This is a genomic window from Longimicrobium sp., from assembly GCF_036554565.1.
Taxonomy (GTDB): domain Bacteria; phylum Gemmatimonadota; class Gemmatimonadetes; order Longimicrobiales; family Longimicrobiaceae; genus Longimicrobium.
This window is the reverse complement of the sequence record NZ_DATBNB010000780.1, coordinates 1-12,758: the sequence shown is the minus strand read 5'-3', so window position 1 is coordinate 12,758 and position 12,758 is coordinate 1. Positions and strand designations below refer to the sequence as shown.

Genomic DNA, 12,758 nt, shown 5'->3' with positions numbered 1-12,758 from the left:
TCCCCCGCAAACTGCGCGGGGGAAGGGAGCCAGCCCGGTGCGTCGCGCGAGTGCAGGCGCTCGGGCTGGAATCCCTGGCGGAGGTGGATGCGCTTCGATCGATTCGGCGCAGTCCCCGGCAGGCCCCTCCCCCGGCCCCTCCCCGCATGCTGCGCATGCGGAGAGGGGAGAATTCGCGTGCGGTCGGGCTGGCCTTCGTGCACTCGACTCCGCGTGCAGTCCGCGAAGGCGGACTTCGGGCCGTGGTTGCCGCGAATTCATTCGCCCCAGCAGGGCCGAGGCCCCGCCCCAGCTTGGTGCGTACCCCCGTCCCACGCTGTTTGTGGGAGAGGGTGGACGAGCCTGGGCGAGGCCGGGTGAGGGCCCCACGACAGCCGAGGCCTCGGTTTTCGTAACCGCTGCCGCGCCCGGCCTGAGAAGCATCCGCGGTTAGATCCTTCGGCCCGCGTAGGGCGGTGTCCAGGCCGGTTCGGTGCGCCTGGGCCTCAGGATGACAGGCTACTGTGCGTGGTCCGGGGCCGCTCACCGGACCGACTCCCTTCCCCCGCGCAGTTTGCGGGGGAAGGGCTGGGGATGGGGGGCGCCCGCCGGAGCACCAGGCCATCCCTACGCACCCGACCCCGATGTGTCCTAGTCCCTGCCCCGCACCAGCCGCAGGAACTCCTCGCGCGCGCCCAGGTCGCTCAGGAACACGCCCTTCATGGCGCTGGTGACGGTGCGCGAGTTCTGCTTTTCCACCCCGCGCATCATCATGCACAGGTGCGCAGCCTCGATCACCACGCCCACCCCCTGCGGCTCCAGCACGTCCATCAGCGCACCGGCGATCTGCTCCGTCAGCCGCTCCTGCACCTGCAGGCGGCGCGCGAAGATCTCCACCACGCGCGGCAGCTTGCTCAGCCCCACGATCTTGCCGTTGGGGATGTAGGCCACGTGCACCTTGCCGAAGAACGGCAGCATGTGGTGCTCGCACATCGAATACATCTCGATGTCCTTGACGATGACCATGTTGTGATGGTCTTCGTCGAAGATGGCGTCGCCCACCGCGTCCTGCACCGACAGGGCGTATCCGCGCGTGAGCCAGCGCAGGCTCTTTTCCACCCGCTCGGGGGTCTTCAGCAGGCCGTCGCGTTCGGGATCCTCCCCCAGCGCCTGGAGCATGCTCTTCACCAGGCCCGCGAACTCCGCGCCAGCCTGGCCCTCCGCTTCCGTTCCGTCCGCCATCTATTCTCCCGAATATTCCGCGGAGTTCCGCGGGGTTTCCCAAAGCGTCAGCTTCACCAGCCGGCCCGAGGGCACCACCGGCGCAATGCGGTGCCACAGCGCCACGACCAGGTTTTCCGTGGACGGGATCACGTCCCGCAGCCAAGGCACGTCCAGGTTCAGGTTGCGGTGGTCCAGGTCTGCCACCACCGCCTCGGCGGCGTCGCGCAGCAGGCCCAGGTCCACCACGTATCCCGTGCCGGGGTCCGGCTGCCCCTCGACGGTTACGTCGAGCTCGTAGTTGTGGCCGTGCCAGTTGGGATGGTTGCACGGGCCGAACACACGGCGGTTCTCCTCGTCGGAGAAGGCCGGGTTGTGCAGCCGGTGCGCCGCGCTGAAGTGCAGCCGGCGAGTTACGCGAACCGTTGCCACGCGTGCCCCAGGAGCCGGGGTGAATTCGAAGAAAAGGCCAGCCCCGCGGGGCGGGGCCGGCCTGAACCGGGCGGCAACGGGAAGGATTTTTGAAGCCATGTCAGGGACATGTTGCGGTGGCTTCTCCGCGGCGTTCCGCCTTCCCCTGCGGGCGTGGCGTCTGCCGCAAAAGGCAGCCCCGGCTTCAAAAGTGTTGGCTCAAAAATTGTGCTTCCCGCTGCCTCCAGACGGCGGTGAAGATAAGGCACTGGCCGAGTTCAGGTCAAGGATGGCGGTGCCGGCCGCCGCGGGCAGTCCTCCCGTATGCGCCCAAGCCGTTGCGCGCCTTGCGGATGAGCGTAGCTTTCGGGGCTCACGGACGGACGGAGGTTGGGGCGAGGAACGATGCGCTGCGCTCCGGCTGGCCCCGTGCACCCGACTAGGCGTGCAGTCCGCGCAGGCGGACTTCGGGCCGTCGTTGCCGCGAATTCATTCGCCCCAGCGAGGCCGGGGCGGCCGCACGATCGGCCCGAATCGGCTGGTGTCAGTTCACGCGGACGGGGATGGAGGGCGAGCCGTAGTCGACGGCGCCGGCGGAGATGACGTCCACCCGAAGCGTGGTATTGCCGCGGCTGCGGCCGACCAGCGTTCCCGACGTTCCCCCCGCGTCCTCCCAGCTCGCCACCTGGCTGTTCACCACCGTCACCCGGATGGATTGCGACAGGCCCAGGCCCACCGGCACGCCCCCGGCGCTCAGCAGCACCACCTCCAGGTCGCGCTCGGCGCCCTGGTTCACGGAGAGCGTTCCCGTGACGCCCGTGGCGCCGACGGTGACGAGCGGAGTTCCACCCGCATCCTCGATCACCAGGCCGGCAACCGCCTCGCCTCCGCCGGTGATGTCCGAGCACGCGGAGGCGGCGAAGAGCACGGGAACCAGCAGCGCGAGCCTGCGCATCGTCATGCCGATCATCGGGATTTCGGTTGAGGCGTCGGTGCGAACGGAGATACGTACCGAAAGAAGCCGTCCCGCGTTCCAAATATCAAGCCCTACACGTACGAGAAAGCCGGCGGCGGCCCCGCGTGGGTCCGCCGCCGGCTTTGGATCGTCAACGACGGGGTCTATTCCGTGTCGCCGGCTTTCGTGCGCTCCTCGCGTGCGGCATCGTTCCCCCGCTCGCGCGATTCGCGGCGCGAGCGGTTGCCGGACTCGCTCCCCCCGGTGGAGGCGCGAGGCACAAGGCGCCGGTTGGGCGTGTCCCACTGCCCGTCCGTGCCGGCCCGCCCCGAGCGCCAGCGCTCACCTAGCGTGGGCTGCGGGTCGAACGGATGGCCGTACTTCTTGTCGAGGTAGAAGTTGGCGACCTTGGCGCCCAGCGGGGCCGCCGCGTCGCCGTGAAGCCCGTGCTCCACGATCACCGCCACCACGATGTCGGGGTGCCCGCCCGGCCGGCCGGCGAAGCCCACGAACCAGCCGTGGTCGTCGCCCTGCGGGTTCTGCGCGGTGCCCGTCTTTCCGTACAGCTTGTACCGCGCCAGGCTGGACTGCAGGGCTGTGCCCTCCTGTTCCGTCACCAGGCGCAGCCCCTCCCACAGCGCCTCCAGCCCCGTCGCGTCGATGCCCAGGTCGATGCCCTCGCCCCGCTCGATGGTGTCGCCCGCGACCAGGTGCGGCGGCGGGGCCGTGCCGTTGCCCGCCAGCGCGCTGTACACGTACGCCATGCGCAGCGGCGTCTGCGAGTTCGGCCCCTGCCCGATGGCCAGGCTCATGACGTCGCTGGGCACGGGCGGAACGCCGAAGCGCTCTCTGTACCAGTCCAGGCCCGTCGGGAAGATGCCCGGCTTTTCGGCGGGCAGGTCGATTCCCGTCTGCTTGGTGAAGCCCAGCCGCACGCCCGCGCGCGTCAGCTCGTTGAGGCCAATGCGGATGCCCAGCTGGTAGAAGTACACGTTGCACGATTCCTCGATGGCCCCCGCCAGGTCCACCGAGCCGTGCCCCCTGGGGTTCCAGCAGCGCGAATAGCGGCCGGCGTAAGACATGCCGCCCGTGCACGAGATGGGCATGCGCGTTCCCGCCTTGATCAGCCCGCGCTGCACGCCGATGGCCGCCGTGATGGTCTTGAAGGTCGACGCCGGCGGGTACTGCGCCGAGATCGTCCGGTTGTACATCGGCAGGCGCGGATCGGTGTTCAGCGCGCCCCACAGCCGCGGCGGAATGCGGCCCACGAAGGCGTTGGGGTCGTACGTGGGATGGCTGTACAGCGTCAGGATTTCGCCCGTGCTGGGCACCATCGCCACCACGGCGCCCTTCATGGTGTCGGGGAAGATGCTGTGCGTGTACTCCTGCAGGTCCAGGTCCAGCGTCAGCTTCATGGAGTTGCCGGCCACGGGGGCCTGCGCGCCCACGGTGGAGCGCGGGTCCACCACGCGGCCCTTGGCGTCCACCTCTACGAAGCGGGCGCCGTCGCGGCCCGCCAGGGCCAACTCGTACTGCTTTTCGATCCCCGCCTGCCCGATCAGCCGCCCCTGCTTGTAGCCGGCCTGCCGGAACTCGGGAAGCTCCAGCTGCTCCTTGGTGATTTCGGTGACGTAGCCCGACAGGTGGCCGATGGCGGCGCCCGCAGGGTAGTAGCGCTGGGGCCGCTCCACCACCATCAGGTTGCTGAACGCGGCGCGGCGCTCCTCGACGGCCGCGGCCTGCGAGAAGGTGGCGCGGTTGGTCACCTCCAGCAGGTCGTGGGGACGGCGGTTGCGCTTGGCCATCAGCGTTTCGATGTCGCTGGCGGCCAGCCCCAGGAAGGGAGCCAGGTCGTTCAGCGTCTGCAGCACCACCGCGCTGTCGCCGGGCAGCACCGCCAGCGAGTACGAGGTGATGCTGGTGGCCACCACGTCGCCGTTGCGGTCCAGGATGGTGCCGCGGGGCGCGGGGATGGGAATGCCCCGCAGGCGGTTTTCCTCGGAACGCATGGCGTACTGCTCGCCCGCCACCACCTGCGTGTGGAAGAAGGCGGTGAGCAGCATGGCGACGACGAACGTTACGGCGAACAGCGCACCCAGGCTGCGCCGCTGGCGCGTATCGCGCTGAAAGAGCTTCATCTTGCGTCGTACGTTGGATTTCCTACCTGTCGGCCGGGGTTCGGCCCGGGGGATGGATAGCAAGAGCCGCGCCGGTCGTCCCCCTCATCAGCCGCGGTGGAATCCCCCGCCCCGCGCCACCCGCCGGCCGCGTCGAACGACCAGAGAGCGCACCCGGTCCACCAGGTCCAGCAGCCTGTCGGCGTCGACCGGCGGAGGGGGAAGCGGGCTCTCGTCGTCGAGCTCCACGTGCCCCGGCGGATACGATCGCGCCGCCCATGCCAGGGCCGCGCGCTCGGCGGGGGATAGCGGCAGGCAGGGGGTTCGCTCCAGGAAGCGGCGGACGGCTTCGCCACGCCGCGGGCGCGTGTCGCCGGCCAGCAGCAGCGCCGCGGTGCACAGCCGCACCAGGTCGTCGCGCACGCGGCGCACCCACGCGTCCGAGCCGTCCCGGAGGCTTTGCGCGACTTCCTCGCTCCCTTCGTCCACGCGGTCCAGCAGCCGTGACGCGCAGAACCGCGCATCGTCGGGGGTGAACGGGACCGGGGGGAGGTGCGTGTGCGGGGGCCAGAGCGGCAGGGCGTCGTCCAGCGCGTCTACGAGCATGGGCGTGCGGCAGCCCTGGCGCAGGTCCTGGAGCGAGACGGACCACACGCCGACGGGGACTCCGGTCCGCGCAGCCACCTCCTCGGCGATGGCCTCGGCGTGGCCGGCCTGGGGCTCGCGGTCGGGCGGGAGCCGGCGCCAGATCAGCAGCACGTCCACGTCGGAGTCGGGGCGCGCCTGCCGCCGCGCCTTGGAGCCGAACAGCGCCGCGTGCACCAGTTCGGCGCGCACACGTTGGCGCACCTCCCTCACCAGCGCAGCGACGGCGGCGCGCTCCCTCTCGTCCAGGCACCGCGCCACCTCTGGCTCGTCCCCCGCCAACACGCCCGTCCCGTCCCGCATCCCCGCTCCTGTGGATGGTTCACCGGGGCGGGCGCAAACCGCGTTCCGAGCGACGCTTCGCGACGAGCGCCCGAGTTCCCGGTGCAGTCCGCGCAGGCGGACTTCGTAATTTGCCAGCTGCGGTTTCAACCGCCTCAGGGGAGCCGAGGCCTCGACGACGGAGACCGCTGCCGCGCCCCGCCTTCGTGCCGGCCGCGGCTAGATCCTTCGGCCCGCGTTGGATGTGCTGCGGGCGAATTTGGTGAGCCTGGGCCTCTGGATGACAGGCCTTGGAGGCGGCGTCTGCGCACGTGATGCGCACCCGTCTGCGCGTGCAGTCCGCGAAGGCGGACTTCGGGCCGTCGTTGCCGCGAATTCATTCGCCCCCGCAGAGCCGAGGCCTCGCCCGGCTTGGTGTGTACCCCCTCTCCCACGCTGTTTGTGGGAGAGGGTGGACGCGTGTCAGCGCGGACGGGTGAGGGCCCCACAGCAGCCGAGGCCTCGGCTACGGTGACCGCTGCCGCGCCCTGGCTGAAAGGTAGCCGCGGCTAGATCCTTCGGCCCGCGACGGTTCGTGCGCGGGCGAGTCCGGTGCGCTTGGGCCTCAGGATGACAGGGCTGTGGGGCGTGTGCTGGGTCTCTGCGATGACCGAATGGGACGAAGGCCCGGGAGAGCGAGTCTCCCGGGCCTTCGTAGCCTGCCCTGCCCGTGGATTAGAACCGCAGCAGGGCCGCGGCGCCGCGCAGGTCGGCGATGGCGTTGGCGTCGGCGAACTGGATCTCCGCCTCCTGCTGCTGCGCCAGCCGCACCATCTCCTCCATCACGTCCACCTGCTCCAGCGACTCCGACCCGTCGTACGGGCAGCGGCTGACGTCGCGGACGAACACGAAGTTGCACTGGGTGCAGCGCACGCCCTGGATCTGCCCGTCGCGCGGCAGCACCAGCGTGTCGACCTTCCCCTCCTGCAGCGCCGTGAGCGTGCCCTGCACCCCGGCCGTGGCCAGGTAGTCGTGGGCGGCGCGGTCGCGCACCTGCTCCAGCAGCTCGCGGTCGTGCCGCTCGTGGTCGGCGCGCAGGTGCGGCTCCAGCCGGGCCAGCACCTCCGACGCCGACTGGTCCACCGGCATGGGTCCGGTGTGGCCGATCATCTGCTGCACGTCGGCCGCCAGGAACTCGCGGAACCGGGCCACGTTCTCTTCCGTTCCCAGCAGCACCAGGCTGGCAGGGTGAAAGCGGTGCACGAACTTCTCGACCTCAGTGGCGAAGTCCTTGAAGAAGTGCTTCATCTCCTCGCGCTTGCGCCGCTGGTAGCGCGTCTGCGAGTAGCCGCCCGCCTTGACGTTGCTGGGAACCGGCAGCGGGTCGCCCCGGAACTCCAGCTCGTCGAGCAGCGTTCCCAGGTACACGCTGAGAATGCGCACGTGCTCGCGGTCCAGCAGCACCACGCCGTAGTGCTCGTACGTGGTCAGCACCTGCGCCAGCGGACCGATCACGGGGCGGTCGCTGACCACCATCCGGTTCTGCACGGACACCGGGAACTGCAGGGCCTCGAACCAGTCGCCGCCCACTTCGGCGTAGATCACCACGCCGCGGTTCTGCTCGTCGAACTCGTTTTCGCACCAGCCGAGGATGCGCTCGTACAGGCTCCCGACGCCCGTCTCGCTTCCGCTGCCGGTGGGGATGGTGATGTTTTCGAGCTCGGCGAAGTCGCCGCGCCGCTGCCCCAGGAACACGAGGTGGTTTCGCTTGTTGTTGCTGTCCACCGACATGTCGAGGAACAGCGACAGCACCGGCTTGTCCCCGTCCTGGCGCTGAATCAGGCGTTCGAGATCCTGTCTGCTGATCATGGGCTGCACCGTTGATGGTTCAGAGAGCCTGCGGCACCGGACCGCCGCGGTCCCGGAGGCCGTTTGCAAGAACGCTGCCGCCCCGCCCCACCCCGGCGACGCCTCGGGTCCGCGTTCCATCCGCCGCATCCCGCCCTCGTGCAAGCACTTGCGCGCCATCGTCCGGCCGCTGCGCCGATCCCCGTCCGCCCACCGGTGTACCACCACGCAGCAGCGAGCGGCGCGCACCCGGCGCCCGCCAGCGTAGCATTTGCATGCGATCTTACCCGGGTGGCGAGGGCACGTGGACGAGGGAGGGATGATGGCGACGACGACGGAGCTGGACCTGCAGGCCTGCTGGGACGGTGCGTTCAGCTGGGACGACTACCTGAACCGCGAGGTGGTGAAGCACGCCGACATGTGGAAGGGCACCTGGCAGCGCGCCCGGGCGCCGGAGTGGGCGGTGCAGCGTGGGCAGGAGATCGGCGGGCGGTGGCGGATCCTGGTGATTTCCGAGGACTGGTGCGGCGACGCGTTCAACACCATTCCCTGGATGGCGCGCCTGGCCGATGCGCTTCCCCAGGTGGAGATGCGGATGGTGAAGCGGGACGAGAACCCGGAGCTGATGGATGCGTTCCTGACCTACGGCTCGCGCTCGATTCCCATCGCGATCGTGCTGCGCGAGGACGGGAGCGTGGCGGGGCGCTGGGGCCCGCGGCCCTCGGAGTTGCAGGAGTTCGTGCTGCGGGAAAAGCGCGCCGGCATCCGTGCCGCGGACGACATCTACCGCGACGTCCGCACCTGGTATGCGCGGGACCGCGGTGAAACGACGCTCCGCCAGCTGCTGGACATCATGGCGGAAGGCTGATCCCGCGTCCCATCGAACGACGGATCACGCGGAGCCGCGGAGGAACGGATGAGCCGCGGAGGGCTTCGGCGCCCTCCGCGGCTCTCTGCTTTTCTCCGCGGCTCCGCGTGAGAGAGGAATCCGTTGCCCTGCCGCGCGGCACACATCATAATTGCGAGACATACGCACACCGAGAGCACCGAACCCGAGCGGGAGCCGTCGACCCGCGTGTCCGCCCGCCGCCGATGACGCTTCGCACCTTCAACGACCCCGACGGTGTTGCGTGGACCGTGTGGGAGGTGATCCCCGACCGCTCCCGCTCCAGCCAGTCGCTTCCCGAGCTGATGGTGGGCGGGTGGCTGTGCTTTCAATGCGGCGAGGTGACGCGCCGCTTCTATCCCCTTCCCCCGGATTGGACCGGCTTCAGCGAGTCGGAGATGTGGCTGCTGCTGCGCGCCGCCGTTTCGCCGCAGGAGCAGCGCGACGGGATGGACCCCTCCTAGGGTTTGGCCGAACGCCGGGCGGCGGCCGCGCTTGCAGCCCGGCGCGATCGTCTCTACGATGGGGGCAGTCGCCCGTTTCCATTCGCCGATGGCAAAGGAACCCCATGAACACTCTCCGACCGGCGGCGGCCGCCGTCGCGCTGGTGCTGGCCGCGGGCATTGCCCCGCTCCCCGGCGCCGCGCAGGAGGTTCGCTCCGACTCGCTGTTCACAACCGCCCGCATCCTGGACTTCGAGACGGTCGCCGATCCCCAGATCTCTCCCGACGGGCGCCACGTGGTCTACACCCGCCGCTGGGTAGACAAGCTGAAGGACCGGTGGGAATCCAGCCTGTGGATCGTGAACGCCGACGGAACCCGCAACCGGTTCCTGGTGAACGGGTCCAACGCCACGTGGTCGCCCGACGGAACCCGCATCGCCTACCTGGCGGAGGGTGAGCCGAAGGGAACGCAGGTGTGGGTCAAGTACCTGGATGCCGAGGGCGCCACCCAGGTCACCCGTCTTTCGGAGAACCCCGCCAACGTGCGCTGGTCTCCGGACGGACGGTCGCTGGGCTTTACGCAGTTCGTGCCGCAGGAAACCCCCTGGAAGATCGATCTGCCCGCCGCGCCCGCGGGAGCGCAGTGGACGGAGGCGCCGCGCGTGGTCAACCGGCTGCACTACCGGGCCGACCGGCAGGGATTCCTCAAGGCCGGCAACATCCACCTGTTCGTGGTTCCGGCCGATGGCGGAACGGCGCGGCAGGTGACGACGGGCGACTGGAGCGTGGGCTCCCGCTTCGACCAGCTTCCCGGCGGCGTGGCGTGGGACTGGATGCCGGACGGGAGAACCGTCGTCGTCGAGGGATTGAAGATCGAAAACCCCGACAGCATCTACCGCGACTCGTACCTGTACGCCGTAAACGTGGCGAACGGCGCGGTGCGCCAGCTGACGCCCGACCGCGGAAGCTGGGGAAAGCCGGCGGTTTCGCCCGACGGCAGCCAGATCGCCTTCGTAGGCACGCCGTACTCGCGGATGAGCTACCACGCGGGCGACCTGTGGCTGACGCGCGCGGACGGCGGGGGCATCCGGCGCATCTCCGGCAACTTCGACCGCGATCCCGACAACCTGGTCTGGGCCGCGAACGGCGGCGGCGTGTACTTCACCGCCCAGAGCGAAGGATCCAGCAACGTCTACTTCGCCCCGCTCCAGGGCGGCGGCGTGCGGCCGGTGACCCGCGGCGCGCAGGTGCTCACGCTCAATTCCCTGTCTCGCGCCGGCGTGGGTGTGGGCGTACGCAGCACGGCCCGTGAGCCGGGCGACGTGGTGCGCTTCGAGGCGCGCAACCCGGCCGAGGTCACGCGCCTGACGCGGGTGAACGATGACGTGCTGCAGAACGTTGCCCTCGGCGAGGTCGAGGAGATCTGGTACACCTCGTCGGGCGGGGCGCGGGTGCAGGGGTGGATCGTAAAGCCCCCCAGGTTCGACCCGTCACGCAAGTACCCGCTGCTCATGGAGATTCATGGCGGACCGCACTCCATGTACAACGTGGGCTTCAACACGATGTTCCAGAACTTCGCCGCGAACGGCTTCGTGGTGCTGTACACCAACCCGCGCGGAAGCACCGGGTACGGCACGGAATTCGGCAACGCCATCCAGCGCGCGTACCCCAGTGTGGACTACGACGACCTGATGGCGGGCGTGGACGCGGTGATCGCCAAGGGATACGTGGACCCCGCCAACCTATTCGTGGGGGGATGCAGCGGGGGCGGCGTGCTCACCAGCTGGGTGATTGGCCACACCGACCGCTTCCGCGCGGCGGCGGTGCGCTGCCCGGTGATCAACTGGCTGAGCTTCGCGGGCCAGACCGACGTTCCGCTGTTCACGGCGAACTTCTTCGACAAGCCGTTCTGGGAAGACCCGCAGGCCTGGCTCAAGCAGTCGCCCCTGATGTACGTGGGCAACGTGAATACCCCCACGCTGATCATGACCGGCGAACTGGACCTGCGCACCCCCATGCCGCAGTCGGAGGAGTACTTCGCCGCGCTGAAGACACGGGGCGTTCCCACGACGCTGCTCCGCTTCGCGGGCGAGTACCACGGCACCGGCTCGCGGCCTTCCAACTGGATGCGGACGCAGCTGTACATGATGGACTGGTACCGCCGTTGGGGCACCTTCGACGACGCGGCCCCACGAGCGGCGGCACCCTGATCGCAGCCGCGCAGGAGTGATGAGCCGCGGAGGTGCCGGATGCGCCTCCGCGGCTCGCTGTTTACGGGCCTGAGCCCGGATCGACGGCGCTACGCCGATGGCGCGGGTCCGTCCGCAGGCCCTTCGCGCGTCAGCCCCAATGCGCGCAGCCGCTTCTGCAGGCTCTGGCGGTGCAGGTCCAGCGCGCGGGCGGTGGCGGATACGTTGTCCCCGTGCCTCTCCAGCGCCGCGGCCAGAAAGCGCCGCTCCCACGCCTCCATCGCCCGGTCGCGCGCTTCGGCGAAGGGGAGGTCCGCAAGCGCGGCATCCACCGGCCCCACGGGTGCGCGGCTCTCCGCCAGCTGCGGCGGCACGTCTCCAGCCCCGATCTCGTCCTCCTCGGCCATGACCACCGCGCGCTCCACAGCATTGCGCAGCTCGCGCACGTTCCCCGGCCAGTCGTACGACAGCAGAAGACGGCGCGCGGCGTCCGAAAAGCCGCGCACGGGCCGTCCGTAGCGCCCGGCGAAGTGCGCCAGGAAGTGCAGCGCCAGCGGCATCACGTCTTCGCGGCGGTCGCGCAGCGGCGGGATGTGCAGGGCGATCACGCGCAACCGGTACAGGAGGTCGTCGCGGAAGGCGCCGGACGCGGCCATGGCCTCCAAGGGGCGGTTGGTGGCGGCGACCATGCGCACGTCCACGGGCACCGGCTTGGTCGATCCCAGCCGGGTCACCTGCCGCTCTTCGAGCGCCCGCAGCAGCTTGGCCTGCGCGGGCGGGGCCAGGTCGCCCACCTCGTCCAGGAACAGCGTGCCGCCGTCCGCCGCCTCGAAGAGCCCCTCCGCGTCGCGGTCCGCGCCGGTGAACGCGCCGCGCACGTGGCCGAACAATTCGCGCTCTACCAGCTCGCCGGGGAGCGCGGAGCAGTTGAGGGCGATGAAGGGCCCCGTACGACGGCGGCTCTCGTCGTGCACGGCGCGGGCGACCAGCTCCTTGCCGGTGCCGCTCTCGCCCGTGACGAGCACCGTGGCCTCGGTGGGCGCGGCGCGCCGGATGACGCGCACCACCTCGCGCAGCGCCGGCGAGTCGCCGATCAGCCCGCGGAAGTCGCCCGCCAGCTCGCGCCGCAGCCGCCCGTTCTCGGCGCGCAGCGAAAGCACCTCGCGCGCGCGGCGGACCACGGCGCGGATCTCGTCGTTGTCGAATGGCTTGGGAACGTAGCCGTACGCGCCTTGGCCCAGCGCGCGCACGGCCGTCCGCTCGTCGCCATGCGCGGTGACGAGCACGAAGAGGGTTTCGGGATGTCGTGCGCGCACCTCCTCCAGCAGTGCCATTCCGTCCATGACGGGCATGGTGAGGTCGGAAAGCACGAGGTCGGCGGGCGCCTGCTCCAGCGCGGCGAGGGCGGCGGGCGCGTGCTCCGCCTCGCGCACCTCGTGCCCGTCGTCCTGCAGCAGTTCCACGAGCGAAAATCGGATCGCCCGCTCGTCATCGACGACCAGGATCTTCACAGGATAAACGGAGCGTCAGGGTCGCGGGCCGGAACGCCTGCATCGGACGAACGCGGCGGGAAACGGCGGCGCGCTTCGGCGAAGAACTCGTCGGGCGTCAGATCGCCAAACATCGCGTCACGCTCTTCAGTGTAGTTCCCCATCCCAGTGTTGAACTGCCTGAGGAAACGCAGCGTGTCGGCGAAACCCAGCTCGCGAGTGAGCAGGGCCATCGCCTGGTGCGTGATTTCGCTGATCGACCGGACAGCTACGTTCATTGTTCCACCTCCTGACCAACTCACGCACTTACCGG

11 protein-coding genes are annotated in these 12,758 nt (G+C 69.9%); 3 read left to right on the top strand and 8 right to left on the bottom strand.

Translation table 11 applies throughout. From position 1 onward, the window contains the following. Positions 1–630: 630 nt before the first annotated feature. From folE to VIB55_RS22040, 6 genes are all read right to left on the bottom strand, one after another. Positions 631–1,221: a GTP cyclohydrolase I FolE gene (gene folE / locus VIB55_RS22065; RefSeq protein ID WP_331878836.1), complete on the bottom strand. Its 591-nt coding sequence runs from the start codon at positions 1,219–1,221 to the stop codon at positions 631–633. Further along, positions 1,222–1,632, bottom strand: a complete 411-nt coding sequence (locus tag VIB55_RS22060) for a 6-pyruvoyl trahydropterin synthase family protein (protein ID WP_331878835.1) — start codon at positions 1,630–1,632, stop codon at positions 1,222–1,224. A 523-nt stretch (positions 1,633–2,155) separates the two neighbouring features. Then, complete coding sequence (locus tag VIB55_RS22055) at positions 2,156–2,581, bottom strand: hypothetical protein (RefSeq protein WP_331878834.1); 426 nt, start codon at positions 2,579–2,581, stop codon at positions 2,156–2,158. Positions 2,582–2,730: 149 nt separating this feature from the next. Next, positions 2,731–4,704 (bottom strand): penicillin-binding protein 2, encoded by a 1,974-nt coding sequence (mrdA, locus tag VIB55_RS22050; protein ID WP_331878833.1) that lies wholly within the window; start codon positions 4,702–4,704, stop codon positions 2,731–2,733. Positions 4,705–4,791: 87 nt separating this feature from the next. Continuing rightward, the gene (locus VIB55_RS22045) at positions 4,792–5,631 is read right to left on the bottom strand and encodes a nucleotidyltransferase domain-containing protein (RefSeq protein WP_331878832.1); all 840 of its coding nucleotides are present in this window, start codon (positions 5,629–5,631) and stop codon (positions 4,792–4,794) included. A 693-nt stretch (positions 5,632–6,324) separates the two neighbouring features. Continuing rightward, positions 6,325–7,458: a VLRF1 family aeRF1-type release factor gene (locus VIB55_RS22040; RefSeq protein WP_331878831.1), complete on the bottom strand. Its 1,134-nt coding sequence runs from the start codon at positions 7,456–7,458 to the stop codon at positions 6,325–6,327. Positions 7,459–7,756: 298 nt separating this feature from the next. On the opposite strand from VIB55_RS22040, the gene VIB55_RS22035 reads away from it, so the two are divergent. The 3 genes from VIB55_RS22035 to VIB55_RS22025 all read left to right on the top strand — a co-directional run bounded on the left by VIB55_RS22035 (position 7,757) and on the right by VIB55_RS22025 (position 10,976). Continuing rightward, positions 7,757–8,305, top strand: coding sequence for a thioredoxin family protein (locus VIB55_RS22035; RefSeq protein ID WP_331878830.1), 549 nt, complete (start codon positions 7,757–7,759; stop codon positions 8,303–8,305). Between the two features lie 224 nt (positions 8,306–8,529). Further along, positions 8,530–8,787, top strand: a complete 258-nt coding sequence (locus tag VIB55_RS22030) for a hypothetical protein (RefSeq protein WP_331878829.1) — start codon at positions 8,530–8,532, stop codon at positions 8,785–8,787. 104 nt (positions 8,788–8,891) lie between these two features. Continuing rightward, positions 8,892–10,976 carry a S9 family peptidase gene (locus VIB55_RS22025; protein ID WP_331878828.1) on the top strand — a complete coding sequence of 695 codons (2,085 nt, stop codon included), beginning with the start codon at positions 8,892–8,894 and terminating at the stop codon, positions 10,974–10,976. Between the two features lie 89 nt (positions 10,977–11,065). On the opposite strand, the gene VIB55_RS22020 is transcribed toward VIB55_RS22025, so the two are convergent. Both VIB55_RS22020 and VIB55_RS22015 read right to left on the bottom strand, forming a co-directional pair. Continuing rightward, a complete protein-coding gene (locus tag VIB55_RS22020; RefSeq protein ID WP_331878827.1) occupies positions 11,066–12,466 on the bottom strand; it encodes a sigma-54 dependent transcriptional regulator in 1,401 nt (466 codons plus the stop codon). Further along, a partial coding sequence (locus tag VIB55_RS22015) for a hypothetical protein (protein ID WP_331878826.1) occupies positions 12,463–12,758 on the bottom strand: 296 nt, incomplete at its 5' end. The genes VIB55_RS22020 and VIB55_RS22015, both read right to left, overlap by 4 nt.

Bases quoted from the DNA above. Each gene is read 5' to 3' on its own strand.
- folE (WP_331878836.1), bottom strand. From the start codon at position 1,221: ATGGCGGACGGAACGGAAGCGGAGGGCCAGGCTGGCGCGGAGTTCGCG.
- VIB55_RS22055 (WP_331878834.1), bottom strand. From the start codon at position 2,581: ATGATCGGCATGACGATGCGCAGGCTCGCGCTGCTGGTTCCCGTGCTC.
- mrdA (WP_331878833.1), bottom strand. From the start codon at position 4,704: ATGAAGCTCTTTCAGCGCGATACGCGCCAGCGGCGCAGCCTGGGTGCG.
- VIB55_RS22045 (WP_331878832.1), bottom strand. From the start codon at position 5,631: ATGCGGGACGGGACGGGCGTGTTGGCGGGGGACGAGCCAGAGGTGGCG.
- VIB55_RS22040 (WP_331878831.1), bottom strand. From the start codon at position 7,458: ATGATCAGCAGACAGGATCTCGAACGCCTGATTCAGCGCCAGGACGGG.
- VIB55_RS22035 (WP_331878830.1), top strand. From the start codon at position 7,757: ATGATGGCGACGACGACGGAGCTGGACCTGCAGGCCTGCTGGGACGGT.
- VIB55_RS22030 (WP_331878829.1), top strand. From the start codon at position 8,530: ATGACGCTTCGCACCTTCAACGACCCCGACGGTGTTGCGTGGACCGTG.
- VIB55_RS22025 (WP_331878828.1), top strand. From the start codon at position 8,892: ATGAACACTCTCCGACCGGCGGCGGCCGCCGTCGCGCTGGTGCTGGCC.